21 protein-coding genes are annotated in these 26,899 nt (G+C 58.9%); 9 read left to right on the top strand and 12 right to left on the bottom strand.

Annotated features, from left to right (window positions below; all coding sequences use genetic code 11):
• The first annotated feature begins 58 nt into the window (after positions 1–58).
• Entirely contained in the window at positions 59–3,178 is a 3,120-nt protein-coding gene (locus tag IPK79_10310; protein MBK8190828.1) for an AAA family ATPase, read from the top strand.
• A gap of 30 nt (positions 3,179–3,208) precedes the next feature.
• Here the strand turns inward: IPK79_10310 and IPK79_10305 are convergent, their stop codons facing one another.
• Complete coding sequence (locus IPK79_10305; GenBank protein ID MBK8190827.1) at positions 3,209–3,706, bottom strand: pilus assembly protein; 498 nt, start codon at positions 3,704–3,706, stop codon at positions 3,209–3,211.
• Positions 3,707–3,804: 98 nt separating this feature from the next.
• Complete coding sequence (locus IPK79_10300; protein ID MBK8190826.1) at positions 3,805–3,981, bottom strand: pilus assembly protein; 177 nt, start codon at positions 3,979–3,981, stop codon at positions 3,805–3,807.
• A 749-nt stretch (positions 3,982–4,730) separates the two neighbouring features.
• On the opposite strand from IPK79_10300, the gene IPK79_10295 reads away from it, so the two are divergent.
• From IPK79_10295 to IPK79_10285, 3 genes are all read left to right on the top strand, one after another.
• Entirely contained in the window at positions 4,731–4,997 is a 267-nt protein-coding gene (locus IPK79_10295) for a hypothetical protein (protein ID MBK8190825.1), read from the top strand.
• A 97-nt stretch (positions 4,998–5,094) separates the two neighbouring features.
• Positions 5,095–6,048, top strand: coding sequence for a thiamine-phosphate kinase (gene thiL / locus IPK79_10290; protein MBK8190824.1), 954 nt, complete (start codon positions 5,095–5,097; stop codon positions 6,046–6,048).
• 126 nt (positions 6,049–6,174) lie between these two features.
• Positions 6,175–6,345, top strand: coding sequence for a hypothetical protein (locus IPK79_10285; protein MBK8190823.1), 171 nt, complete (start codon positions 6,175–6,177; stop codon positions 6,343–6,345).
• A 74-nt stretch (positions 6,346–6,419) separates the two neighbouring features.
• Here the strand turns inward: IPK79_10285 and mdh are convergent, their stop codons facing one another.
• From mdh to IPK79_10270, 3 genes are all read right to left on the bottom strand, one after another.
• Positions 6,420–7,361, bottom strand: a complete 942-nt coding sequence (gene mdh, locus IPK79_10280) for a malate dehydrogenase (GenBank protein MBK8190822.1) — start codon at positions 7,359–7,361, stop codon at positions 6,420–6,422.
• A 46-nt stretch (positions 7,362–7,407) separates the two neighbouring features.
• The gene (locus IPK79_10275; protein MBK8190821.1) at positions 7,408–9,606 is read right to left on the bottom strand and encodes an Rne/Rng family ribonuclease; all 2,199 of its coding nucleotides are present in this window, start codon (positions 9,604–9,606) and stop codon (positions 7,408–7,410) included.
• Between the two features lie 279 nt (positions 9,607–9,885).
• Positions 9,886–12,534, bottom strand: a complete 2,649-nt coding sequence (locus tag IPK79_10270) for a DUF2344 domain-containing protein (protein ID MBK8190820.1) — start codon at positions 12,532–12,534, stop codon at positions 9,886–9,888.
• A gap of 143 nt (positions 12,535–12,677) precedes the next feature.
• On the opposite strand from IPK79_10270, the gene IPK79_10265 reads away from it, so the two are divergent.
• A complete protein-coding gene (locus tag IPK79_10265; protein ID MBK8190819.1) occupies positions 12,678–13,343 on the top strand; it encodes a hypothetical protein in 666 nt (221 codons plus the stop codon).
• Here the strand turns inward: IPK79_10265 and IPK79_10260 are convergent.
• From IPK79_10260 to IPK79_10235, 6 genes are all read right to left on the bottom strand, one after another.
• The gene (locus IPK79_10260) at positions 13,322–14,461 is read right to left on the bottom strand and encodes an LptF/LptG family permease (protein ID MBK8190818.1); all 1,140 of its coding nucleotides are present in this window, start codon (positions 14,459–14,461) and stop codon (positions 13,322–13,324) included. The genes IPK79_10265 and IPK79_10260 overlap by 22 nt on opposite strands.
• A 45-nt stretch (positions 14,462–14,506) precedes the next feature.
• On the bottom strand, positions 14,507–15,226 hold the full coding sequence (gene lptB, locus IPK79_10255) for an LPS export ABC transporter ATP-binding protein (GenBank protein MBK8190817.1): 720 nt from the start codon (positions 15,224–15,226) through the stop codon (positions 14,507–14,509).
• A 142-nt stretch (positions 15,227–15,368) separates the two neighbouring features.
• Positions 15,369–16,502, bottom strand: a complete 1,134-nt coding sequence (locus IPK79_10250) for a hypothetical protein (protein MBK8190816.1) — start codon at positions 16,500–16,502, stop codon at positions 15,369–15,371.
• A gap of 187 nt (positions 16,503–16,689) precedes the next feature.
• Positions 16,690–18,078: a methylenetetrahydrofolate--tRNA-(uracil(54)-C(5))-methyltransferase (FADH(2)-oxidizing) TrmFO gene (gene trmFO, locus IPK79_10245; protein ID MBK8190815.1), complete on the bottom strand. Its 1,389-nt coding sequence runs from the start codon at positions 18,076–18,078 to the stop codon at positions 16,690–16,692.
• Positions 18,071–18,610: an ammonium transporter gene (locus IPK79_10240; GenBank protein ID MBK8190814.1), complete on the bottom strand. Its 540-nt coding sequence runs from the start codon at positions 18,608–18,610 to the stop codon at positions 18,071–18,073. The genes trmFO and IPK79_10240 overlap by 8 nt, the downstream gene beginning before the upstream one ends.
• A gap of 156 nt (positions 18,611–18,766) precedes the next feature.
• Positions 18,767–20,047, bottom strand: a complete 1,281-nt coding sequence (locus IPK79_10235) for a trypsin-like peptidase domain-containing protein (GenBank protein MBK8190813.1) — start codon at positions 20,045–20,047, stop codon at positions 18,767–18,769.
• Between the two features lie 188 nt (positions 20,048–20,235).
• Between IPK79_10235 and tilS the strand changes: the two genes are divergently transcribed.
• The 4 genes from tilS (at position 20,236) to IPK79_10215 (ending at position 25,428) form a co-directional block, all read left to right on the top strand.
• The gene (gene tilS, locus IPK79_10230; protein MBK8190812.1) at positions 20,236–21,801 is read left to right on the top strand and encodes a tRNA lysidine(34) synthetase TilS; all 1,566 of its coding nucleotides are present in this window, start codon (positions 20,236–20,238) and stop codon (positions 21,799–21,801) included.
• Between the two features lie 20 nt (positions 21,802–21,821).
• A complete protein-coding gene (gene hpt / locus IPK79_10225) occupies positions 21,822–22,406 on the top strand; it encodes a hypoxanthine phosphoribosyltransferase (GenBank protein ID MBK8190811.1) in 585 nt (194 codons plus the stop codon).
• Between the two features lie 43 nt (positions 22,407–22,449).
• Positions 22,450–23,715, top strand: a complete 1,266-nt coding sequence (lhgO, locus tag IPK79_10220) for an L-2-hydroxyglutarate oxidase (GenBank protein ID MBK8190810.1) — start codon at positions 22,450–22,452, stop codon at positions 23,713–23,715.
• Between the two features lie 474 nt (positions 23,716–24,189).
• Positions 24,190–25,428, top strand: coding sequence for a hypothetical protein (locus tag IPK79_10215; GenBank protein MBK8190809.1), 1,239 nt, complete (start codon positions 24,190–24,192; stop codon positions 25,426–25,428).
• Between the two features lie 40 nt (positions 25,429–25,468).
• Here the strand turns inward: IPK79_10215 and IPK79_10210 are convergent, their stop codons facing one another.
• Complete coding sequence (locus tag IPK79_10210; GenBank protein ID MBK8190808.1) at positions 25,469–26,863, bottom strand: efflux RND transporter periplasmic adaptor subunit; 1,395 nt, start codon at positions 26,861–26,863, stop codon at positions 25,469–25,471.
• Positions 26,864–26,899: the final 36 nt, after the last annotated feature.

The raw sequence follows: 26,899 nt of genomic DNA, 5'->3' as shown, positions 1-26,899 counted from the left end.
TTCTTCCGGGCAACGCGTAATGTCATGGCAAGCACGCTTAACGCAGGATTCCCCCGCGATGGATTTTCGGCCTGTCTCTTTCTCCGCGCTCTCTACTCAGATCACGCCGCCGGCGCTTCGCTTCGGCGCTCAACGCGAGCGCTCAGCATCTGGATTATCGGCGCCGATGGATACGGTTCGCTTTGGCGCCAGCGACGCGTCTTTCGACAAGTCGCCCCTGCCGGCGGAAAATGACGTGATGTCGTCTCGCGAAATCGCCGGGCGACTCAATCCGCTGACGTTCTCAGGGCCATGGGAATCCGCGCGCACTCAGCAGCAGATGCAGCGCTATATGCACGATATTAAGGCGCCGATGGATTTTGAGGCCTTCCACTCGGGGATTCCGGCGCTTCTGTATGGCGTCGCCAACCAGTTGGCCAGTCAGAGAAAGTCGGGCGACTCGATTGAAGGCATCGTTGACCAGGCGACTCCCGTGGAAGCGCCGTTTTATCAGGTCTTCTCTGATTTCCTGACCCCGGAAGCGCGTCGCAAGCCGATTTCATTCCTGCACGCCGCGCGCATCATTGAAGATCACCTGCATCGGGCCTGGTGGCCGTCTCTCCAGGAAAAATCGGCTGTCCCCGAAGGCAGCCCGATGCCAGAGCCGTCTCCTGAGAGTTCGTCTGCCTCAGGCGGCGCAACTCAGAGTGAAAACCGCTGGACCCGCAAGCTTCATAACTTCATGGATCCCCGGCAATGGACGCCGCTGAATAATCCGATTGTCTGGGCCATGGTGGGCGCCATCGCCTTGATTCCGCCTATGACGCCGCTTGGATTGATTACGCTGCCTGCGGCGCTGCTGGTGGGCTATCTGCTCTCATCCGACAAGCCCCAGCCCTCGCCTGCGGGCAACGGCGCCGCGCCGGAATTCAATGGGTCGACGGAACAGGCCGGCGAGCTGGACATGCCGCTCAAGCAGACGCTAACGGCCTTTTTGCGCCAGACGCCTAACATGCGCGAGCAGACGCTGGGCAACTATCTCACGGTCCTGAACGATTGCGCCGAAGATCCCAAAGCGCCCGCAATCGTCAAAGAGGTTGCGCATCGGCTGAAAGGGCTGCGAGACGCCCTCAGCGCATTGCCGGAAGCGAGCGTCGACCCGGAGAACCGTCCTGTCAGAACGCCGTCTCAATCCGGGTCTGAACAGGCATCCCCAGACAATACGCTCTCAGATGATGAGAAGGGGCGGTTTATTCTCGACGCAAACTACCAGCATGCGGTGCGCCAGCAAAACGCGCCGTCTAAAATTGCCCAGTTCGAGCAGCGCCTCGATGCGCTTAAACGCGCCGGAAACATTACCCCGCAAAACGAAGCCGTCGTCCGCGGCTGGATAGAAGAGCTCCACAGCGGTAATCCGGCGGACCCGGGTATGGGAATGATCGAAAAGACCCTGACGACTTTTTTCAGGCTTCCGACGCGATCGGTTACGCCAGCGAAATTAAGCGAGGCGCAGGCGAGTGAGATTCTCGACCGCGACCATTGGGATATGAAACAGCCCAAGGACATGGTCCTGCGATACTTGATGAAAGAGCAGCATCTGGATGCGCTGGGCGTCCCAAAGGACAAGCGCCGCCCTGAAATCCTGTGCTTTGTCGGCCCCCCGGGCGCCGGTAAAAGCACGCTGGTTCGTTCTCTGGCCGAAGCCATGGGTCGCCCGATGGCCAAATTATCGCTGGGCGGCGTGCACAAAGAAGACGATATTCGCGGGCTGCAACGGTATTACATGGGCGCCAAGGCAGGCGGCATCGTATCGGAACTCATCCGCACCGGGGTCGATAACCCCGTGTTTCTACTGGATGAGATCGACAAAATGGGCGAATCTTCTCACCACGGCAACCCCGCCGCGGCCTTACTCTCCGTCCTGGATCCCGACCAGAATCGCCATTTTAACGACCACTTTCTCGATGGCGTAGACGTTGACCTCTCGAAGGTCCTGTTCGCCTGTACGGCCAACGATCTTGAAAAGATCCCCGGCCCGCTGCGCGACCGGATGAAGATTATTCCGATTAACGGCTATCTGCCCAACGAAAAACTCACCATGCTGGAAACCCATATCCTGCCCCGCGCGCGCACGCGCAACGGGCTGGACCGCGAAACCCTGCAACAGAAAGGGCTGCTCGACCCTTCGGTAAGCGGCGAGCCTTTTACGCTGCCACAGGCCACGCGCGAAGCCCTGATCGCAGAATACGGCCACGGCGACGGGGGCGTGCGCGGTCTTGATCGCCTCATCGACACCATTGCGCAAAACGTCGCGCGACATTTGCGCGCGGTCGAGGGCCGCCCCTACGTCGCAAGCGATTTCCCCACGATTCAACCCGCGGATTTACCGCAGTATCTGGATCAAAAATACGGTCATTCGACGTCCCGGCTCGATCCCGCGCCCAAGATCGGGCATGTGAACGTACTCTATTATCAATCCGGCGGCGGCGGGGGCGCCATGGGGTATTACGTGGACGTTGTGCCAGAATCTTCCGGCAAAACCGGATCCACAAAAACCACTCGTACGGGAGCCCAACTGTTAACACTCGCCGAATCCACCGGCGGCATGCAAGGCACGAACGTGGATTCTGCTCAGATTGGCTTTAATTTTGTGCAGAACCACTTCGACAAGATCCAGCGCTACTGGCGCGAAAGCGATGATCCGGCTGTGCAGCAGGCGGCCCGCCTCTATGACTGCAAAAGGCTTTTGGTGAATACCAGTAAGGCCTCTCCGGGGTCTCCTATGGACGGGCCGAGCGCCGGCGCCATTCAGGCCATTGCCCTGATCAGCGCGCTGACCGGCTTGCCGGTGCCGGGCGATTTTGCCATGACAGGGACCATGGACCTGCGCGGCAACGTGGGCATCATCGGCGGCGTGCGCGAGAAGATTACCGGCTCGTTCCAGCAGGGCGTGCAGCGGTATTTCATCCCGCGGGCCAATGCGCCGCATCTGGTGGACGTGCCCGAGAGCGTCAAGAGCGCCGTCAGCATTACGCCGGTGGATCACATTACGGATGTAATGGCCGGACTGTGGGGTAAAGACAATCCGCTGGTCAAAGCGTTTCGAGAGGACCCCACGCTGACGCCTTATCAAAAGCCGCCAAAAACCGGCTTGCGATTCCCCGCAGATGACGCGCCGAACGCGCCGGCAGCGGCTTAGGCGCGCGCGTTCCGTTTCCTGGCGTTAATTCTATTCTTCGTAGCGCATCGTGGCTTCGGCATGAATGGGAATCTGTCCCAGATTATAGGAATTCCCGCCGCTAAAGGCCGCCAATAGCGGCTCTACCGGCAGCGGATTCGTAATCGAGAAATCCAGGACGACTTCCACGCTTCGTTCGCCGACGGGCAGCGCCGGGTCCGGCGGCGTGACATCGATATCGTCCGGCATGACGATCAGCCCGGTGGTGCGCTGAACCATCGAAACCACATAGGTTTTAACCGCATCCACGCCCGCAGCGCTGGTAGCGGGCGCGCCGATTTCCTGATTCAGCGAGCCGATGCGCGCGCCTTCCCGCGCGGCGGTGACGATGGCCTGCTGCACGTATAAATACGCGCTCATGCTGGCGACAACCGTAATCATCAGAACAAACATAATGATATTGGCCGTCATTTCAATCATGGCCTGGCCGCGAGAGCGCCCGCGAAGGCGCAGGGGCGAACAAAAGCGATGGCAGACACGAACGTTCATAGGCGCTATCCGTCTCTTATGCGAATCGCGTAGCCAGCAAGCGCGGGATCGTTGCGATCGCCGCGCTGCTGAAAGCGGTTAAAAGGCTCAGCCGTGGCTTACGTAGGCAATTGGCCCGTGAAGAACGATTGAACCGAATCCATAATCTGGTTAAACAGGTTACCGATGCCATCCGGTCCAATCGCCAGAACGGCGGCGACCAGAACGGCGGCGATAACCAGCGCGCCGGCGTATTCAATAACGCCTTGACCCTTTTGCTGCTTTCTCATCTTCATGTGCGCAATACTCCTAAGGCTTACCAACTCTCACGGGCGGAGGCTTGTGTATACGTGCGAGCCATCAACTCCAGCACAGGCTTCCGCTTAACATTTCGGCAGCCGCGTGGAAAACTTTAACCCGTCCGAGTTCCAACAAACCAACCTTGCCAGACATAGGTTTCATGCCAACATGCGAGCATTCATAAACGCTTCGATTTATACTTCTTAATAACAATCCTCGTTTGTCGCACGGGCACAGGGTTTTAGATTTCCATCCAATGGGCGCGTTTTCTGATGCGCTTCATTCTGTGAGGAACGCTGTAACCTGTTTGCTCCATTTCAGGACGGTTCCCCTATTGAGAGGATCCTCGCGACTGCGTAACGGCAGCGCTAACATGATTGACCCGCTGTCAGCGCGATGGCAGCGGCTAATCTTTGATGTCGCCGTGATTAAGGCGAACGTTTCAAGCCCAAATCTTACCTTCAGAAGCGAACACCCGCACCGGGACGCTACAAAACGCATCCTGAGGGTTGAAAACCCCTTCAAAACACAGGATTCGGTTCGGAACGGGAGCGCTTCTCGAGAAGTCACCTTCACGCCACACGCCATAGCGGCGCAAATCCGTGACATAAAAAGACATCCTGAGATATCCTCTGGATCCAAACATTAAATCATCGCTAAGAAAGGCCTGTGGCTAACAACTTCCCCCCGAACTCGGGTTTTATTCATCTGTAAGCGCTGATTGAGCGAGTCTGGAGTGGTTAAAATGGCGTCTATTGATAAAATATACGGCAATAACCCCTTCGCCTCCTCGATGGTGGCAATGCCAGGCGTTGCGTCCCCCGGTCGGGTTTCGCAGCCTCAGCAAACGCCCCGATTCCAGGGCGCCGACGGCGGCCTGAATGACAAAAGCTTTGAAAACGCTGTCGCTGGCAATTGCTATACTCTCGGCGCTCAAAAATTACAGCCAGCCAATTATTCCGCGCCTGTGTTCGGCGGATATGGCCAAGCTCGCGATATCGCTTTCGCCTAATTGCTCTCCTTCTCTCCATTAATGCTATCATATGGACGCGGCGTTCCCGGAAACGGGCGCCGCTGTGTTTTTTTGTAGGCATATTGGGCCCGACGCCGTGAATGAACGCGACCGAATCGCCTGCATTGAGGCGACGCTCAACGCGGGACGCGATCCGCGCGCACAAGGGTTGGCGCTGGACGATGACGCGTTCTTCGATCCAAACGACCGGCGCATTTACACCACCGATCTGCTCGTAGAAGGCCGGCATTTCGATCGCCGATGGTCTTCGCCCGCCGATATCGCGTGGAAGGCCGCTGCGGTCAACATCAGCGATATTGCCGCGATGGGCGGACGGCTGACTTATCTGCTGGTATCGCTGGGCCTTACGGAAGCAGACGACGCGCGCTTTCTGGAACCATTTTACGCCTCACTGGCGACGATCTGCCGACAGTTCGGCGGCCGGGTCATCGGCGGGGATACTGTTGGCGCGGATCAGCTAATCATCAACGTCGCCGCTGTCGGAGAATTGCCGATCGAGCACACGCTGGGCAGACGCTCGCAAGCCATGCCGGGCGACGCGGTGATCTGCACCGGATTCCACGGGATGAGCGCTGTCGGCTTGCAGGCCTTTCAACGCGATATCGCCGGTTATGAGGCCTGTCGTCTGGCGCACCTGCGACCAACGCCGCGCCAGAGCGAAGCGCTAAAACTCTCGCGACTGTTCTCGCGCTATAGCCTGATGGACTCCAGCGACGGACTGGCTGACGCCGCATTGAAAATCGCCGCCGCCAGCGGCGTTCGTCTGGAACTGGCTGAAGAATGGCTGCCCATGCATCCGCAAGTCAGCCAATTTGCCGACGGACATGGGCGCTCTGCCGCTGAGCTGGCCCTGTACGGAGGAGAAGACTTTGAACTGATTGCGACGGTCCCGGTGACGGCCTTTCTGCCCAAGGGTTTTACCGTTATAGGACGCGTACGCGAAGGCGCGCCCGAGGCCGTCTGGCTGCCGCGCAACGGCGCTCAGTGGGAAGCGTTGTCTTTTGATAAAACCTGGCGACACTTTCAATAACAGGATGTAACAAAAACGCAATTTTATATCTTTTTTATTTTTAATAGATATATAACTGTTTTTTAAAATTAAAAATCCTCAACGGATACAGAGTTCAAGCCCTACGCCACAGAAAGAGTCTCGCTGATGGACGCCCCTCCCAATCGCCCCCTGATGACCCCACACTGCCCAACGCCCGATCCGGGGCAACGCGCGTCGTGGGTAAATTTCGCCAAGCTGCAGCAAGCGCAGCGCGAGCTACTCGACTGGGCCTCGCTAGCAGACGAATCGGCATTCGATTACGCCTATTTAAGGTAACGCCGCCATCGCCGGACGCGGGCAAAACCGCGCGGGCCATGACGGCGCTTTAAACCGGATTTTAGCGCCCCTGCCTAGGCGGGGACTTTGCTATTGAGTTTTTCGACATTGGCGGCGACGTCCTGAATGGAAATCTCGAGCATCTGACGCTCTTCGGCGCTCAGCTCGATTTCCATCACCTGCTCAATGCCGTTGGCGCCGAGCTTGACCGGTACGCCGACGTACAGATCCCGCACGCCATACTGGCCGGTGAGATACACAGCCGACGGCAGGATTTTATTTTTGTCTTTGACGATGGCTTCAATCATTTCGACCACCGAGGCGCTGGGGGCGTAGTAAGCCGAGCCGGTTTTCAGCAGGCTGACGATCTCGGCGCCGCCGTTGCGCGCGCGCGTGACGATCTGCTCGATCTGATCGGCGGGCATCAACGCCGTCAAGGGAATCCCGGCGACGGTCGTGTAGCGCACCAGCGGGACCATCGAATCGCCGTGGCCGCCCAGCACAAAGGCTTGCACCTGCTCGACGCAGACGTTCAACGCTTCGGCGATAAACGTGCGGAAGCGCGACGTATCCAGCACGCCTGCCATCCCCAGCACGCGCTGATGCGGAAAACCCGTGGCCTTCAGGGCGACGTGACACATGGCGTCCAGCGGATTGGAGACGACAATGACGATGGCGTCCGGCGCATAGCGCTTTACCTGCGTGCAGACGTCGGTCATGATTTTGGCGTTGACTTCCAGCAGATCATCGCGACTCATGCCGGGCTTGCGAGGCATACCAGCCGTGATGGCCACGATACTGGCGCCGTCCAGCGCGCTGTAGTCATTGCTGCCGATAACGCGCGAATCGTAACCGTAAACCGGTCCGGCCTGGAGGATATCCAGCGCCTTGCCTTGCGGAACGCCTTCCACGATGTCAATCATCACGACGGTTTTGGCCAATTCGGCTTCGGCAAGACGTTGCGAGAGCGACGCGCCGACGTTTCCGGCCCCGATAACGGCAATTTTCTTATGCATGCGGAAAAATCTCCTTTAACTCGCTAAAAAACAATGCCTGATGACGTTAATCCCGGCTGTCCACCGTGATTTTAGCGCGTTTGGGCGGACGCCCGCGACGACGCTTGGGCTTGTCTTCGGCCTCGGTCTCGTCTTCTTCGGACGCATCCGGCGGGGCGATTCTCGCGTCGTCGCGGTCATCGCGCTCGTCCTCATCGTCATCATCAGAAGCGTCGACCTGCTCAAGGTTGCGCTGATGCAGGGCGGACCAGTCCTCGTCATCTTTGACAAGCGACTCCTTCAGCAGGCGAGAGCGCGTCGACGATCGCGGCGCCTCCTCATCGTCCTCTTCTACAGGGGACAACTCGTCAGATGCGTCTTGAGACTCTTGAGAGGCTGGCGAAGACGCCTCAGGCCCCAGATCATCCACGTCCAGATCGCCGAAAGCGCCTTCATCCGAGGTCATCGAGCGTTCCGCTCGTTCCTCGCCGGCGGCGGCGCGATCATCCTGAGGCGAGTCGCCGTTGCCGTCCTCGTCGTCCATCAGGCGCGATTGCGCGTATTCGCCCGGACCGACGGTTTCAATCGTCCGAACCAGCGTCTGAATGTCATTAGCCCGCGGATTCATACGGGACAGATGGAAATTGGCCTGCGGCGGCGTACTGGAGAATTTGGCCACATAGGCGAAACGGACGCCCAGCTCCACAAAAATACGCTCCCGCAGTCGTTCTTCCAGCGCAAAGAAATCGCTGGGGCGTCGCGAGTCGGGACGCCCTCCCTGAGGGGCTCCGGGCGCGCCACCGCTGCCGGGACGAGGCCCCATGCCGCGTTGTTGAGAAGCGGGCGCGCCTGGCGCCGCGCCTGTTGCAGGCGAGGCATCCGGCGCAGGGCCGTTCAGCGGAAAACGAGGCGCGCGATCGCCTGGCGTCACCGTGGCATTAGAAGCGGCAGGCGGTCTGGGTCCGCGATCGCGACCGCGCGGCCCGTTGTTGCGACCCTGTCCGCCGCGCTGGAATCTGCTCTGAAGGCGCGGGTCGCCTTCGACGTTAGGCGGCGACCAGCCAAACGACTCTACCGCGTGTCCCGTGCCATCGCACGCCGAGCAGTGATGCGAGAAAATCTCGCTCAAGGACTGGCCCTGGCGATGACGCGTCATTTCCACAAGGCCGAGATCGGTCAGTTGGCCCATCTGCGGCTTGGATTTATCCGGCGCCAGCTCGTTTTCAAACGCTTCGAGAATGCTGAGCTGATCGGCGCGCGACTCCATATCAATGAAATCCACGACAATCATCCCGCCGATATTGCGCAGACGCAGTTGACGGGCGATCTCCGTACAGGCTTCCAGATTGGTCAGGCGAATGGTCTCAGCCTGCGATTTCAAACTGGTAAACTTGCCGCTGTTAACATCGATGACGGTCAGCGCCTCTGTCGGCTGTACATAGAGATACCCCCCACAGGGCAGGGGGACTTTGGTATTCAGCGCCAGCTTGATTTCGCGATCCACGCCAGTCCCGACCAGAATCGATTGCGCGCCGGCGTGCAGCGTGACCTTGATGTTTTTATCGAGATTCCAGTTTTGCAGCAACTGTTGCGCCCGTTGCTGGCCAAAGGCGGTATCCACGATGATTTCAGTCACGTCCTCGGTGACGACTTCGCGAATCACGCGATACAGCAAATCCTGATCGCGATACAGTAACGAGGGCGGCGACGACGTGTCGGCGGCGGCTGCGATATTTTGCCAGCGCTCCAGCAGGGTTTCAAAGTCTTCCTGAATGTCGGATTCTTTCTGATTATTCGCTTCGGTGCGAATGATCACGCCCACGCCATGTGGTTTGACCATACTCACAATGGCTTTCAGGCGCGAGCGTTCTTTTTGGGCGTCAATCTTGCGGCTGATACTGATTCCCTTGGATTCCGGCATCAACACCAGAAAACGCCCCGGCAGGCTGATGTTGGTGGTCACGCGCGGCCCTTTATGGCCGGTGGGTTCTTTCATCACCTGTACGACGAGTTTTTGCTTGGGCTTCAGACGCTCGGTCAGATCGCCGCGCCCCTGCGCGTCGCTGGAGTGCAGAAACCCCATCTTTTCGCCGCCGACGTTAACGAACGCCGCGTCGATACTGGGCAAAACGTTTTCGACCGTGCACAGATACACGTCGCCCAAGAGCATATCGCCTCGGTGAATCAGAAATTCAACGGCCCGATCGTCTTCAAAGAGCGCTGCGATGTTATCGCGCTCGGAGACAATGACTTTACGTTTGGTCATGAGAAAAATCCTTATCAGTTAAGCGTGGCTTACGATTTGCTTCTGTCAATGCGAAAAAGCCCCATGCCAGACGCATGAAGCGAATCATCGGGTAAAACTCGCGCGACGCAAGCGGCTGCCGGGCGCTTGGCGCGCGCGCGTAAAACGATTGGGTTACAAAAGCTGATGGGAACCGCCTGCACCGGGGGAACGCCCTTTCACGGCGAGATAAAACTGGCAACGAGACAGACACGGCGCGCCTAACCGTCTGATGCAGGTTTCCCCCAAGGAAGCGCGTGATTACAGCTCTATGGATGTCCGGGTAAGCGCCCAGCGGGCGTCCGGGTCAATCAGGTTCAAGAGCCATACGGGCTTGATGTAGGTGCGCTTTTCCGCCGGGGGGCTGGAGAAGCTGAAAGAAACCTGTACATGAGGGTCAGTGGCGCTGACGTCCAGTGAAGCAAGATGCGGGGCCAAATCGAGAATTTCCGAAGATGAGCCGGTCTTGCCGGAGCGTTTCCGTTCGATGGGCAGCGTCCGCTGGGCCGCCAGATATCTGACTCGTTCCTGTATTTTAACCCGTTGATCGTCGTCCTGACAAGTCCACCGGGCAGTGTAGTTCCAGCGGCGGATGCTCGGCTCGACGCCGGGCGAATGCGCAGGTAGCAGCGTCTGGGCCAGCGCCTTGCCGCCTTCGGGGAGACGCGCGTTCAAGGGGCCGAGCGCGTCTTCGATGGCCTCCACCAGATCAATATCGACGTATTCGGCCAGCGCTTCGCAAAACATCGGTAGCGCGGGGCTGAACGACAGGCGCGGTTTTGGATTGAATCCCTGACTATACGCCACCGGCAGGCCTGCGCCCAACACAGCCCGATGCAACAGCCGCAGCCAATCCAGATGCGAGATAAAGCGAAGCGCGCCGCGTTTTTCAATGGTCAGGCGAAGCTTGAAGGCGGGAGGGCGCGTCATCGCCTCTGAGCGCTGGGTCGGGCGCGCGCGCAGACGGCGCGGCTCTCCGGGCGCCGACGGCGTTAGCGAGGGCGGGGCCGCCGCAAACGAGGGCCAGGTCGCAAAGGTCGGGCACACGCCACAGGAACTGCACGTCTCAAAGCACGGCGTGGTACTGGCTGCTGCCATTGCCCGCTCGTATTCGCTTTTGAGCCAGGCAGCGTCAAGCCCCATGTCAATCGCATCCCACGGCAGCGCTTCTCCGGGGGTGATGAGCCGCTCGCGCGTGGCGGCTTCGGGATCGATGCCGCACGCCTGCATGGCGGCGAACCACTTGGCGAATCCGACGGAATCCCATGCGTCGAGATAAGCGCCGCGTTGATAGGCGCCCTCAATGACATCGGCCAAGCGCTCGTCGCCCTTGGCGATGACGGCTTCCAGCTTGCTGAGTTCGGGATCCGTGAAGCTTAACTTCAAGCCCGGCGTTTTGCCAAAGGCCTGGCGCAGGTAGGCGATTTTCTCGCGCAACTCCGGCATGGAGGCTTGGGGAACCCATTGAAACGGCGTGTGCGGCTTGGGCACGAAGTTAGAAAACGTCAGGTTAATATCCAGATGATGCCGAATCGATCGCGCCGGATCGCGCTGAATGGCCTTGCAGGCGAGCTTGAGGCGCTGCACCATATCCACGATGCCATCCAGATCCGCCTGAGTCTCGGTCGGCAGGCCGATCATGAAATACAGCTTCACCTTGTTCCAGCCCGCTTCGTAGGCCGTCGTCACCGCGTTGAGAATCTCATCGTCAGTAAGATTCTTGTTGATGACGTCTCGCAGGCGCGCCGTGCCAGCTTCCGGGGCGAAGGTCAGCGTGCTTTTGCGGACGCTTTGTACGGCCTGCGCGACATCGAGGCTAAAGCGGTCCGCGCGCTGGCTCGGCAGCGACAGCGATACCTGATGCTCAGCCAGCGTCTCGGCAACCTCGATCGCCAGCGCGCGAAACTGCGAGTAATCGGCAATTGAGAGCGACAGCAGCGAGCATTCGTCGTACCCCGTCTGCGCGAGTTCCGAAAGCGCCTTTTTCTGGATGGTTTCGATACTTTGCTCGCGCACGGGCAGGTTGATGAAACAGGGCTGGCAAAAGCGACACATCCGATCGCAGCCGCGCCGGGCTTCCACCACGATGCGGTCGTGAACGGCGGCCACAGCAGGAATCAGCGGGGCCAGCTCGACATCAAATGCGGCGATATCCACCAGACGCTTTTCTGCGCGTGTCGTCTGTCCGGGGAGAAACACCCCGCGCAGAGCGCCAAGCTCAGCCAGCAAGGCCGGCTTGTCAAGGCCGCGCGCTTTTCCATCGCGAATGACATCGAGAATCTCCACCAATACCTCTTCGCCGTCGCCGAGGATAAAGGCGTCGAAAAACGCCGCCATCGGCATCGGATTCCCGCAGCCGGGGCCGCCCGCCATTAACAGCGGCCAGTCCAGCGTCGGACGGTCGGCAGCGCGGAAGGGAATCTGCGCCGATTCCAGCATGCCGAGTATCGACGTGGCGTTCAGTTCGTATTGCAGCGAGAACGCCAGCAGGTCAAAGTCTCGCAAGGGCACGCGGCTTTCAACGCCAAACAGGGGCGTTTGCGTGGTGGCCAGCGCGGCTTTCATATCGTCGGCGGGGGCGTAGACGCGATCGCACAGGAGCCCTTCGCGCGCGTTTACCACGCTATAAAGCAGCTTCATGCCGTAGTTTGACAGCCCGATTTCGTAAATATCCGGGAAGGCGAAGGCCATGGTCGCCTGCGCCTGATCAAATGGCTTGCGGAAGGCGCCTTGCTCCAGACCCAGATAGCGCCCCGGCTTATTGACCTGCGGCAGGAGAATATCTTCCAGCAGCGTGGCGTCGATGGGCGTTTTGCGGGGCAGCGGCGGCGGCGAGAGAGAGACCATCGGCGATTGAATATCCTGTGAGTGGGCGGCGGGAGGCGCGCGCAGGGACGATCGTCGCACCATGGCGCAACTTTGCATGCTCAGTGACGTTATAGAACGTTATAGCAGAAGCGCGAAGGCTCATCATACCAGAACCAGTCCGCCAGAACCCGCCAACCCCCGCGCCCCGCCCCCCGTATTTGCCCCCGATTTGGATACTCCTTGTGATGACTGATTTTCCTGTTTACCGAAACACAACTCGCCCAAACGTTACACGAACCTACCTTCAAATTAAAAAAGAGAGAGCGCTAGCAGACGCTGTTACAAAGAGGTGTCTGCCTTCAACGCTTATTCTCTTACACGATAAAAAATTAGCCATTTTTATGGGGAACGTTGTTGGAGATAATGCGCAAGCAAGCGACGCTGTCATACCCAAATTTACCGTCATTTATGAGTTTTTCTGCCAATTGCTGAAGAATCGTAATGAGGTTGCGGTGGATCAGATCACGCCCGCCTCCAAAAAAGCCGGGCTGGATCGCGTGTTGGGGCAAAACGCTTTAACTCTAATTTTAAAAGCTATGCAAGAGGGAACGACGCTTCCTGTTCAGGAGATTGACAATACGGACGCGTTCATCGGCGCCCAGCCTGTTATTACCGATCTCTTAGCAACGCCCAAAAGAGGGGTCTCGGGCGATTCTGACGAGGGCCCCCCGGAAGGTCAGGATCATAGGCTTTTGTTGCCATCCCATCTCAATCAGGACATTTTTGATACCAGTTGGGAAAGAAGCAAAGCCCAGGCAGTTGTCGCCGAGGCGCTCATGACCAATACAGATAGTCCGTCACAGCGCAGGAAGAACCCTTTATACCTGCCTCACCCGAAGCGTAAACGCTGACGCAAGGCCAGCAAGCCCAGACCCAGCACGCAGACCATCGCCAGCGGGGCCCAGGCCAGCGCCCATGGGGGGGCCATATCGAATGCGCCGATATTGGCGATGAACGACGTCGCGATCACATACACGAACATCAACAGCGCCGCGAAAATCAGGCCATAATGGTTGCGCGTGCGGATGCGCTCCATTCCCAGCAGCGCGCCTAAAACTGCAAAGACAATCGAGGCGGCGGGCTGGGCGATTTTCTGGTAGCGCAGACGCTCGAAAAACGTGATTTCTTCTTGCTGATCGCCCGCGCGAAGCAGCCGCACGTATTCGCCGAGCGCCCGCGCATTCAGCGTTTTGGGATTATTCACGCTGTATTGCAACAACTTGTAGGAATACGGACTCATCGACACCCACTCCTGCGAAAAGGCGCGATTGGAGCGATAAACGCCGTCCTCGTCGAGCAGATAATCGACGCCGTTTTGCAGGGCCCACGCTTTGCGCGCGGGATCCCAGCGGCCGCGATCGGCGCGCATCAGACGGGCGATGCCGACGCCGCCGTCAGCGTCGCGACGATAAAAGAGCGCGAAAAAATCTGACAGCTCGCCGCGCGCGGCAAATTGCTGCGTCTGACCAATCAGCAGAAACTTATCCCACTCATTGCGGCGATTTTTCTGAACGAAGGTAAAATTGGCGTCTCGCAGCTCGCGCATGCCGGTTTCTTCCTGCATCCGCGCATAGCGAGGGCCTGTCTGCGGCAAAATTACTTCCTGAACCAGCGCGTGCGCCAGAGCAAACGCCGCGCCGACCGCCAATACCGGCGCCATCAGCCGAATCGGGCGGATTCCGGCAGCCTGCATGGCGATGAGTTCCAGATTCTGGCTCAAGCGTCGAAACGTCAGCACGCACGACAGCAGCACCGCCATCGGAATCGAGCGCTCCAGCGTCTCAGGCAGATTGTAAGCCAGCATCTGGAAAAACTGCGGCAGGTTAATCTTGCCGGAAAACAGCAGTTGCGTCAGGCGAAACAGGGTTTCGGGGGCCAGCCAGATCACGACAAACAGCGCCACGCCAAACAACGCGCCTTGCGTCAGTTGTTTAATGAGGTATCGATCCATCGCGGCGATGCGAAACAAGCGAAACAGTCTCCTGTCGGGGCGTGATATGACGGCGGGCGGACGTTAGAGCTGGAAATCCTCGCCCAGGTAATGGCGTCGCACCAGCTCGTTGTCGGCGGCCTCGCGGTTGGACCCCGAGAAGATGACTTTGCCGTCATGGACGATATAGGCGCGATCCACAATCGAAAGGGTGGCCTTGGGGTTGTGATCCGTCAGCAGGACGCCAAGTCCGCGCGCCTTCAGCAGGCCGATCAGGCGCTGGATGTCCTGAATCGCGATGGGATCGATCCCGGTAAAAGGCTCGTCGAGCAGCAGGTAATGCGGATTACAGGCGATTGCGCGCGCGATTTCCACGCGACGCCGCTCCCCGCCCGATAACTGGATGGCGGGCATGTCGCGCAGACGGGTCAGGCCGAATTCCTGCAGGAGCGAATCAATGCGCTCCTCGCGGGCTTTTTTGTCCAATGGCTGAAATTCCAGCACCAGCCGAAGATTTTCGGCGACGCTCAAGCGGCGGAAGACCGAGGTTTCTTGCGGCAGATAGCCAATCCCCGCGCGGGCGCGGCGATGAATGGGTTGATTGCGCAACGAGCGCCCGTCCAGCGAGATATCGCCCGCATCGGGTTGAATAATGCCCACGACCGCGTAAAACGAGGTTGTTTTGCCGGCGCCGTTAGGCCCTAACAGCCCAACCACCTCGCCGCGCTCAATATGAAACGACACATGATTGACCACCGGCCGCCCGGCATAGGTTTTAACGAGGTTTTCAATTTTCAGCGCCATCGACGTGATCGCTCTTTCCTGATGCAACCGTGTGAAGCCGCCGCGGCAAGCGCATACGCGGCCCCGCTTCGCGTCCTACCATACCCCAGAGAAGCGGGAATCCCAAGGGGGATTTCTCACGAGGAGAATCCCAGGACCGGGGCTATTCGAGGTAATCGTCTGACGGGCCCTTAGGCTGGGGAGCAGGAGAGGACGCGCCGGGTTTACCGGCAATCGGTTTTTTAGCGCCCGGCTTTGCGCTGCTGGCCGGAGCGGCAGGCGGCGTCACGGCAGGGGACTCCTTTGCCATAAAGCGGCTTTGAACGTGGCCCGTGGCGTCAAAATGCCGGGGCGTGGTCGTAATCACGATTTTGTCGGCCTCGACCTGGCGTCCGTCGCCGATGATGCTGGCCCTGCCAGTCAGAAAGACCTTGTCGACCTGGCCGCCCTTCATACGAAAGGTCGCCTTAGGGCCTTTGGCGCGGTAATCGCCGTACGTGATGCGCACATTGCCGCTGGCAAGCATGGTGTCAGAGGCCTTGTCGTACTGCTGGAAGTCTGACTCGATAATGACGCGACTCGCGCCGCCGCCCGCGCCCGGCTGGGATTTGACGTCGGTTTTGACGTTATGCTCCGCCAGCAGGTTATTGGAATCGGTCATCACCGTCAGCTTCTCGCTGGTGATGACGCCATCGCTCTGGCGGGCGCGCACGCCGCCGCTGAAGATTACTTTTTTGGCCTTGCCGCCTTCGGTATTCATCGTGGCGTGCGGGCTGTTGATCACCGTGTCCTGATAATTTACCTGTACGTTGCCGTTAGCGCGCACGACCCTGGAGACGGTATCAAACTCCTGCTGATCCGCGCGAATAGACACCGGCGCCGCCGCAATGCTGGTGACGACCGTGTAAGAATCTCCCTGGGCCTGGACCTTATTTTCATTGAGGAAGATTTTGATCACGTCGGCTTCCAGATGATCCTGCCCACCGCCCGGAACCACGCGCGAGCCTTGGGGACGATTCACAAATGTCGCTATCGACGGCTGGCCCTGAGCGTCCAGATCGACTTGTCCCAGCGAGCCCTTCAGGCGCAGATCCCGAAAACTGACTTTGACATTGCCAATGAACTTCGTGGCGCCGGCCAAATCCGTGGTCTGGCGGTCAGCCGTGATCGAAACCGGCTGCGACGCAGCGCCAGCCGTCGAGACGCCGACTAGCGTCGTCAACAGGGCGCATCCCCCGGCAAGCGCAAAGCGCATCATCCAAGGCGTACCGCGCATCAACAGGGATAACCGGCGCATAAGGGCCCTCTTTCAAATCGCAAGTAAAACAGGTCGCACGTAACAAACAGAGTCCAGGCAAAACGTCCGGCTTATTTAGGGATAGACGGATAGACGTCGCCCCGCCAAAACGTTCCCGCGCGAGACAGGCGAACGCCTGCGCTTCAGGATACCCCATCCAGCCCGCAGGGCAAGCCGTTCGTCCGAATCAGACGCAAGGCGCGGGAGCGGGCAGGTCGGCCCAGGCGCTCGCGTCTGCGTTCATGGCCGCCAGCGCCCGGGCGCGAAAAGCCTGCTGACGCGCGCGTTTATCGCGAATGCGTTCGGGCATGGGCGGCAGAATGCCCCAGTTGCTATTCACCGGCTGAAACTTTCCGCCGACGGCTTCGGCGCGGGTGATATAGCGCATCAGGGCGCCCAGCATCGTTTCCGGCGGAAGAACCCGAGGCGCGTCCCCTTGCGCCAGCCGCGCCATATTCAACGCCGCCAGCAGCCCGGTGGCAATGGCCTCGCTATAGCCTTCGCAACCGGTCAGTTGACCCGCAATCAGGATGTCGGGGCGGACCTTCAATTGCAGGGTCGGCAGCAGGGCATCGGGCGCGTGCAGATAGGTATTGCGGTGCATCACGCCATAGCGCATGACCTCGGCCGCCTCCAGGCCCGGAATCATACGGACCATGGTTTTTTGCGCGCCCCATTTGAGATTGGTCTGAAATCCGACCATGTTATACAGCGTCCCGGCCAGATTATCGCGCCGCAACTGAATAACCGCATAAGGGCGCCGACCGGTTCGCGGATCCTGCAAGCCTACGGGCTTGAGGGGGCCAAAGCGCATGGTGTCGACGCCACGCGCAGCCAGCGTTTCAATGGGCAGGCAGCTTTCAAAATAGCATGGCGCGCCACTGGCGGCGTCACGTTCAAAATCTTTCAGCTCGATATGCTCGGCGTTCAGCAGAAATTCGCGCAACGCTTCGTATTGAGCGCGGTCCAGCGGACAATTCAGGTAGCTGGGCGAGGCCTGTTTCTGATCAGCCTCGCGCTCATGGTCGTAACGATCCTGCGTAAACACAATGCTGCGGTCGATGGATTCCTCAGCCAGAATCGGGGAAGCGGCGTCGAAGAAGAACAGTTGGGGCTGACCAATCAACTCGGCGAGCGTCTGCGCCAGCGACGGCGTGGTCAGTGGACCGGTGGCGATGAGCGTTGCGGCGACGTCTGGGGGCGCCTGCGTCTGTTCGCCGCAAATCCGGCGAATGCGCGGTTCTGCGTCCAGCCGTTGCGTGACGCGGCGGGCGAAGGCGTCGCGGTCCACCGCCAGCGCTTGGCCGGCAGGGACCGCGGTATCGCGGGCGATGGCCATCAACTGGCAATCCAGCAATGACAACTCGGCCTTTAGCAGCCCGCTGGCGGTGGTGTCGCCTTGCGAGCCCAGGCTGTTGCTGCACACGATTTCGGCGCAATCCGGGTTGTGATGCGCCGCCGTGCGGGTCTCGGGCTTAATATCGTACAGATCAACTTCAAAACCCCGTTTTGCCAGTTGAAGCGCCGCTTCGGACCCGGCAAGACCTGCGCCAATAATGGCAAAGCGTTTAGTCATCGTCGTCCATCTCTTCGTCCTGGGGGTCTGAGGCTATTAAGGGCGGCATGGATCGCGACGGCGCATCGCCTGCGCCTGGGTCGCGATAATGAATAATCGCATGACGTAAGGCGTCAGCCACTTGCGCCATACGCTGCGGGTCGTCGGTTTCCAGCAAACAGAACCTGTCGGCGGGATTACGCGGCGACACGTGAATATAATACGTGCGCCGCATCGCCCGGCGCAAATACGCCACGCTGATGATTACGGCGATGAGCTGGACAAGCAGCAGAATCCAGCGTAAATCTGTCCAGCCTTCTCCCAGAGCCGGCGCCGGGCTGAAAAAATCCCGAACCTGAAAAACCCAGCCCATGCCTTGCGCCACGCAGGCCACCGCAAAGAAGAAAAACCGCCGACTCGCAAAAAAATCGCGCCGCTTGGTCCGCTTACGCTCAACAGAGGTAAGCGCGTAGAGCGGAAACAGGCGCTTCTCAACTTCAATGCGCCGATTGGAAATCAGGAGATCCGGCTCTTTAAGGAAAATCGTTTCCATGGGCGAGACGCTGGCGCTCAAGGGCGCGCCATAAGCCCGGTTTGCGCGGACGCGCCGACTTTCTCATCATATCACAGCGAAGCGCGAGGCCCTGGCGTCATATCCGACAAGGCCTCGCATACAGAAACAGGGTTTGCCCGGACGCAGCGCAGGCGTTTACGGCTCGCCGTAGCCGTCTTCTTGAGCATTACCGACCGGGGCGTTTGGCAGAAGGTCCGTCTGCGCATTCAGGGCCAGCAGGCGCCCATCGCGCAGAATCTGGAAATTCAAGCCGGAATGAATGGGTTTTTTCTGAATAAGCTGCTGAATAGTCTTCGGCTCAAGGATTTTCTGGCCATCGACGCGCTGAATCACGTCGCCGCTTCGGAATCCCGCCTTTTCGGCAGGGCTCCCCTGAATGACCTGGGCCACGACAACGCCTTCGGTATTTTCCGGCAAGCCCAGACTACGCGAGAGTTCGGGCGTCAGGCCGGACATCGCGACGCCGATCCAGGGGCGCTGAATGCTGCCGCTCGTAATCAGGCTTTGAGAGACCGATTTGGCGACGCTGACGGGAATGGCGAAGCCGATATTCTGCGCGCGCCCGGAAATGGCCGTATTAATGCCAATCACCTGCCCGCGCAGATTCACCAGCGGGCCGCCCGAATTGCCGGGATTAATGGCCGCGTCGGTCTGAATAAAATCGACGTTGCTGTTAATATCCGGCACGCGCCGCGACAGGGCGCTGATAATGCCCAGCGTCACCGTGTGATCAAAGCCGAGCGGGCTGCCGATGGCCAGTACCCATTCGCCGGGGCGCAGCCGTTCACTATCGCCCAGCACGGCAGGCTTGAGGTTCGGGGCGTTGATTTTTAATACCGCAATATCGCTATAAGCGTCGGAACCGACGACCCTGGCCGGGAACACGCGTCCGTCGTTAATCGTGACCTGGACTTCATCGGCGCCGCGGACCACGTGGTTATTGGTGAGAATATGGCCCTGAGCGTCAATAATAACCCCGGAGCCATTGCCTTGAATCACTTGGCGCTGGGGCTGTCCGCCAAATCGGCGGAAGGGCGTGGGTCCACCGCCATCAAAGCCAAAAAAACGCTTGAGAATCTCATCCTGAAACGGCGACATGCTATCAAACGCCGGTACCCGGGCGCTTTTAGAGACATCGATATTAACCACCGCCGGGGCGACGTGCTGCGCCACATCGGCGATCAGATCCGGATTGTCGCCGAACATGGCGTTAAAACCATTGCGACCGGGGCGATTCTCCGCCAACTGAAAACCGGCGTCGTTTTGGGTCCCCGTCAACCCGGAGGCGTTAAAGGCAGCGGGTTTGCCGGCCCACACGCTGACGCTCAGGGCGAGCAGCGAGACCCCTAGGGCCGCAGAAGCCAAAACCGACGGCGAGAAAAAGCGTTTGGAGCGTTCCAAAGAAAATGGGCTCATAAAGCGGCGTTCACCTCTTATTGAAGTACAACAGCGAGCTTAGCCCAAACGCCAGCGCGCTGCCTAGAGGAGACTGCGCCCCGGCGGAAAAGTTCCCATCCGCAGGGCCGCCGCCTCTTGAGAGACGGGGGGCTTTCGGGTATAGTCGCCGCATGATCCCCGTATCCGCTTAATACTGGACCGCCCGCATGACGCTTCCCTTGCCCGAAATCGTCCTCAAGAACCTGCAAGCCGAGGGTCTGTTGCGAGACGATCGCCAAACGCGGCTAGTCCTGGGATTTTCCGGGGGGCTGGATTCGACTGTCTTACTGCACGCGCTGGGCTCGCTACGCGCCGAACGCCCGTTAACGCTGACGGCGGCTTATTTTGATCATGGCTGGCGCGAATCCCTGCTTGACGAGCTGCCCTTGCTGCATCAGCATTGCGCGCGGCTCAAAGTCCCGCTGGTGATGATTCCCGCCGATCGCCGCTTACCCAGGACCGAGGCGGCGGCCAGAGAAGCCCGTTATGAGTCGCTCTTACGCCTTGCGCGCGACGTGGGCGCCCATGCGCTGCTCACCGCGCATCAGGCCGACGACCAGATTGAGACCCTGTTGTTTCGACTGTTTCGCGGGTCCGGCATTGAAGGGCTTTCGGGCATTCAGAAACGCCTGAACGTTTTTCAGGAGCTGAGTGCGCCGCCTGTGCTTCGCCCGATGCTTGACGTGAGCCGCGAAGACGTGCGCCGATACGCGGAGCAGCATCATTTACAATATTTTCGGGATCCGACCAACTCGCAGAGCCGCTATCAGCGCAATATGATTCGCAATGAGGCGCTGCCCTTCCTGCGCGAGCGCTTTCCGCAGATTGATGACGCCTTGCTGCGCCTGCGCGACGTCTGCGAAGGCGATTTGACCATTCTTCGCGACAAAATGGAAGACGTCTGGCAGCGCGTGTTTTACGCCGAAGACGGCGGTTCGCTGGACGCCATCGCGTTTAATCAGCTTGCGCGTCCCTATCAGCGGCGCATCGTCAAGCGTTTTCTGACGCTTCACCGACTGGAGCCGGATTTTCATCGTATTGAAGACGTCATTGACTTTATCGAAGGCGAAAACCGCCGCAACCTCAGTTCCGCGCTCATGTCGCTGGAAAAGCCGCATCTGGAAAAACTGCATACCGCAGAATCTTCCGTCACGGGGGGCGCAACGCCTGCCGGAGGTGGCGAATCGCGCTTTCTGTCGCTTTATAAGCACCGCATCAGCGTGGTGTCGTCCAACCGACTGAATCGCCCGCAGGAGGGCGAGGAGCCAGAAGCCCTGATCGAGACGCCTGTTCAAGGCCCTGGCGAATACGCGCTTGCAGAACTGGGCTTACGGGTTCGCATCGACGAACTCACCGAGCAGGAACGCGCCGCGCAAGGCCTGCTGCGGCCTGAGCAAAGTCTGGAAGCCTACGTCGATCTCGCCGAGTTCCGCGATCGTCCGCTGACGCTACGGACGCGCCGCCCCGGCGATCGCATCCATCCGTTTGGCATGTCGGGACCGATGCGGCTTAAAAACTATTTTATTAATCGCGGCGTCCCGCGTTTTGAGCGCGACCGCACGCTATTGCTGACCTATGGGCAGGACGTGCTCTGGGTGGCTGGCGTTGGCGTCTGCGAACAGCTGCGCGTGCAGGGTCGTCCCACGCATCGCCTGCAACTGGAGCGGGAGCCCGCCGCAGACGCCACGGCGGACGCGAGCGCTTCCCCGGTCCCATCGTCCTCCGCCGACTAAGCCTGCGAGCGCCTGCCCTTATGTCTGACGTTTCCGCCCAGCCCTCTCATGCCGTTGAGCCGCTTGCCCAGGACGCTATCGCCGTACGCCTGAGCGCCGAGCAAATTCAGGCGCGCATTGCGGAGATGGCCTGCGAAATTAACGCCGCTTACGCCGGATGCCAACGCCTGACGCTGATCGCCATCCTCAAAGGCTCATTCCTGTTTCTCGCGGATTTGGCGCGCCATTTGACGATGCCCTGCCAGATTGAATTCGTTCGTCTGGCCAGTTACGGCGATCAGACGCGATCCAGCGGCGCGGTCAAGCCGGTCGACCTCACGCTGCCGAATCTGGAAAACGCTGACGTGCTGATCGTCGAGGACATTATGGACACGGGCCTGACGCTGCGCTTCTTTATGGAGTACCTGCGCTCGCTGCATCACACGCGCTCGCTCAAGCTGGCGGTCTTGCTGGACAAGCCCGAAACCCGCAGCGAAGAGGCGCGTCATTTAAGCATCGATTTCTGCGGGTTTACCGTCCAAAACGAGTTTCTGGTGGGCTACGGGCTGGATTACGCCGGTTTATACCGCAATTTGCCATTTGTCGGCGTCCTGCCAACGCCCTGACCCTTACGCCAGACAGCTATCGAGAGAGAGGACCCGTCGCCCCATGAGCGCCCCCGCCGGATGCCAGACAACCGACATCGCCATTATCGGGGCTGGCATCGTTGGCTTGACCATCGCATGGGAGCTTCGCCAGCGCTATGCGACAGCGCGCATTGATGTCTTTGAAAAAGAGCCCGAACTCGCCCGGCATTCCAGCGGGCGCAATAGCGGCGTGCTGCACGCGGGCCTTTATTATCCTGAGCAGACCCTCAAAGCCCGCGTCTGCGTAGAAGGCGCCCGGCTGCTTGCGGCCTATTGTGAGGAACGCGGCCTGCCCATGAATCGCGTTGGCAAAGTCGTACTGCCCGTGCGCGCAGAAGACGACGCGCTGCTGGATTTACTCTGCTCGCGCGGCCAGAACAACGGCGCAAACGTCTCGCTGATTGACGCCGACGCCTTGCGCGCGCTGGAACCAGAAGCCCACACCGTCACGGGTCGGGCTTTGCATTCGCCTGACACCGCCGTATTCAACCCTGGCGCTATTATTCGCCAACTGGCGGACGATTGCGCCGCGCAAGGCGTGAGGATTCATCTGGCGGCGCCGGCGCGCGAGTTGCAGCCGGGGCGCGGCGAATTTTACGCTGGCAACGCGCGCTGGTCTTACGGGCATTTCATTAACGCGGCGGGCTTGCACGCCGACACGCTGGCGCATGCGTTCAACGTGGGCCGTCAGTACCGGATTCTTCCTTTTAAGGGGCTGTATTACAATCTGTCGCCGCATTGCCCGCTGAATATTCGCGGCCATATCTACCCCGTGCCGGATTTGCGCGTGCCGTTTCTTGGCGTGCATTTCACCAAGGGGTATTCCGGCAATATTTATCTGGGGCCGACGGCAATTCCGGCGTTTGGGCGCGAGCATTACGGGGCGCTGCGCGGACTCGATCCCTGGGAAACGCCTGTCATCGGCGCGCGTCTGCTGGAGCAATACGCCCTGAATTCAGGCGGTTTTCGCACGTTTGCGCATCAGGAAGCATTGCGATTTTTGAAGCCTGTTTTCGCCCAGGCCGCGCGCGCGCTGGTTCCGCGCCTGCGCAGCGCCGATATGGTCGCCAGCGCCAAGGTAGGCATTCGCGCCCAACTGCTGAACACCCAAACCCGCACGCTCGAAAACGATTTTGTCGTGCAGCCGGGCCCGCGCTCCACGCACGTGCTCAACGCGATTTCTCCGGCCTTTACGGCATCTTTCGCCTTTGCGCGCTGGGTGGTGGAAGCCCAGATAGCGCCGCAACTGGAAAGCGCCTCGCCGCCCCTGCTCCTCTCCCAACGCTGACAAACGGCGTGCGCGCCAATAAAAAGGGCGACGCCCTACACGCCGCCCAAAAAGCGTAGAAAGAAAAAGGAGAGGTTAATAATCACACCCATGGGTTCTATGCCCGAAAAGAAAGCGGGCGAATCGCATTGTAACCAAGTGTGTTTTTCGCGGGCTGAGGACCGTGCCAGCGATTGAACTCTCGAAAAATTGACGCCCCACAGCGACGACAATTCCTTTGATCGGGCGGCATGAAGAAGACGGCGAAATCTGCCGGCTTTCAAGAAAATCTAATCAAAGACTGTATTTAACCCCGAATCAAGTGATCTTACCCTGAGCAGAACACGTTTTAAAATACTTGGCGTGTAGACCCACTCAACTCAGAGATTCTTTTACAAGCCTGACAAGCCATCCAGAGAATTGCTACAATCTTCACAGCGCTAAGCCCTTTGTCTTATACTAAGTGAGAGTCACAAAGGCAAAAGGATACGACCGGTGTCTTCTCCTGACAAGCAATCCCGCCCGTTGAGCGGCAGAGCGTTACTCAAATGGACAATTCTAGCGCTTGTCAGTATTCTTGTAGGCTTGTTAGCGCTTTCCTTCTTTTTAATGGGTAGGGGCAGTAAATATTTTAAGGTGTTGCGTACCTATGACTCAATATACCGGTTAAATTCTGTCCTGGATTTGAAAGATGGGCGATTATTGATTGGCCCTGAGCATTTTTATCTCATAAAGCAAAACAGAATTGTCCCAACAAAACGAAAGCTGGTTTGCGAGCGTTTTATGCCAGAAATGCTCCAGCTCTTAGATAAGAGAATTTTGATTTATGGAGGTTCTATAACGGAGAATCCTTCTGATAAATGTAGGGAAGAGGTCGCAGAAATATTGGATCTTAAAACCGAAAAGTTTACGCCGGTTTTTAATATAAGTGCAGTTACTTCCAGGACCTCTGGAATTATGTTGCCAGATGGCCGCGTATTCTTTATCGGTGGTTTCGCTAAGCAGCAAAAAGATACGACTGGCAATCGCATTTGGCTCTTCGACGCTAAAACTAATGAGATAAAAATTGTGGGCCACTTGATAATTCCCAGGAATCGCCATACCCTGCTCCGTTTGCCGGATGACAACATTCTGATTGCGGGCGGATCGTTTGCGGTTCCTCGCCCTATTTTTAAGAAAGGGGAGTACAAGCCGATACCCCATGTGACATTGGTTGAGTTGTTTAATACAAAAACTTATAAAACAACCTCTGTTACCAATTTAAAGTTTGTACGAAATTCTAAAACCGCATTAATCCCCCTCAAGGGTGATAAAGTCGCCGTTATTGGGGGGATTGATCCAACTATAGAGGATTTGGATAGCGAAACGTTCCACGAACATCCCTATTTCAATAAAAAAGAGCCCATTGAAATTATTGATTTAAATCAAAAGACCTCCTCTGTCGCTAATACAATTCCGCAGCCAAAATCTAGTCCCGCGGTCTTTGCTTTGCCGGATGGAAAAATAATAATTATAGGAGGGGGCGCATGGGAACAACGAGAAAAGACGTTTCGAAGCGTGTTTATATTTGATCCTCAGCGAAATCGAGTGGATTCTTTAGACCCCCTTCATTCTTTCTTTGCCGGGCCGGTATCCGTACAGACAGATAACGCCGATATTTATCTTTTAGATTTCAATGTGATTCAAAAATTCAGCTATGAACAATACAGAAAAGATAAGAAGAAGCTAAAATAAGTCTTTTTTATTCGGCGAGCGCGGCGTCAAAACGCACTGTTTACCGTGAAGGCGGCTTGCTGGCCGCGCGCGACTTATCGTCAGGAGAAGGGGCGGGTTGGGCGACCACGCGACGCTTGGCCAGCAGATCGGAAGAGGCGGCGCGCGCCACCCACTCGCCGGGCTGCAAACCGGATTGAATCTCAACGGTTTCCAGCGAAATACGGCGCGCCGTCACCGCGCGGGCATGCGCCTTGCCCTGAGAGATAACGTAGGTCCGCCAGCCGGCGCCGGCTTTTTCGACGGCGGTCGCGGGCAAGGTAATTGCCTGGCGCAGCGAGCCGGTCATAAACGTAATATCGGCCTGCATGCCCGACAACAGGCGCGAAGGGCTGGCTTCGGGCCGCTGTGAGACGATATTCGCCTTGACGATGACCGTGCCGTTGTCCGGGTTCACCTCGTCGCCAATCTCGCGCACGACACAGGCCAGCGGCGTTTCCGGGCTAGCGTCAAGCACGACTTCGCAGTGCTGGCCGGTCGCAATGCGGCTTAACTCGCTTTCTTCGACATAGGCCTCCACTTCCAGCGTGCCACGATCGGCAATGCGCAGGATCGGCTGACCGGGCATCGCGATATCGCCCGGCTCTTGCAGGCGGGCCAGCGTGATTCCCGACAGCGGACTCCGAATGACGCGTTGCCCCAGTTGCGCAGCCAGCATGCGCGCACGCTGCCGGGCCGCCTCGTAAGCGGCGCTCGCCTGTTGGCGCTCAGGACCGGTGGGGCCGACGCGGCCTTTCTCATAATCGTCTCGCGCCTGCTGCGCGCGCGCCGCTGAAGCCGCCATCGCCGATTGCAGGCTGGAAACGGTTTGAGCCGCCGCCTGTGCGCGCGCGCTCAGAGCGTCATACTCATTCGCGCTGATGGCCCCGTCTTTGGCCAGCGGCGTCATCCGCTCAACATAACGACGCGCCTGATCGGCGTCGGCCTGCGCGCTTTTAAGAGCGGCTTGCGCCTGGGTGCGCTGCCAGTCCGCTTCCTGAATACGGCTTTTCAGGCGACTGAGGTCTTCGGGGCGCGTGCCTTGCGATACAAAGGCCAGCGCGGCGCGCGCTTCACGCATCTGGGCCTGGGCCTGCGCCAGCGCGGCGGCGGAGTCGTCGGCTTCCAGCGTCACCAGCGGCTGACCCGCCGAGATTGCATTGCCCTGACGCGTATGAATCGCCGTAATCCGCGCCTGAAAGGGCGCTGTGACCGATACGGTATTGTCTGCCGCGATGGCGCCCGTCACCGTCAGCGTGATCAACGCGTCGCGGCGCTGCGCCTGCACGGCCAAAACCGGCTCAGAGCGATAGAAATTCATCAGGCTGACCGTCAGAATCGCCAGCGCCAGCAGGGTCAGCAGCACAAAACGCCAATGGCGCGCCATCGCGCGAAAAACGGTCGGCAGAATCTTCATAGGGGCATTTTACGCGCCGCGAAGACGGGCGGCAAT

It is taken from the genome of Vampirovibrionales bacterium, assembly GCA_016712355.1.
Taxonomy (GTDB): domain Bacteria; phylum Cyanobacteriota; class Vampirovibrionia; order Vampirovibrionales; family Vampirovibrionaceae; genus JADJRF01.
Note: the sequence above shows the minus strand (reverse complement) of the source record. Positions and strands in the feature narration are given on the sequence as shown.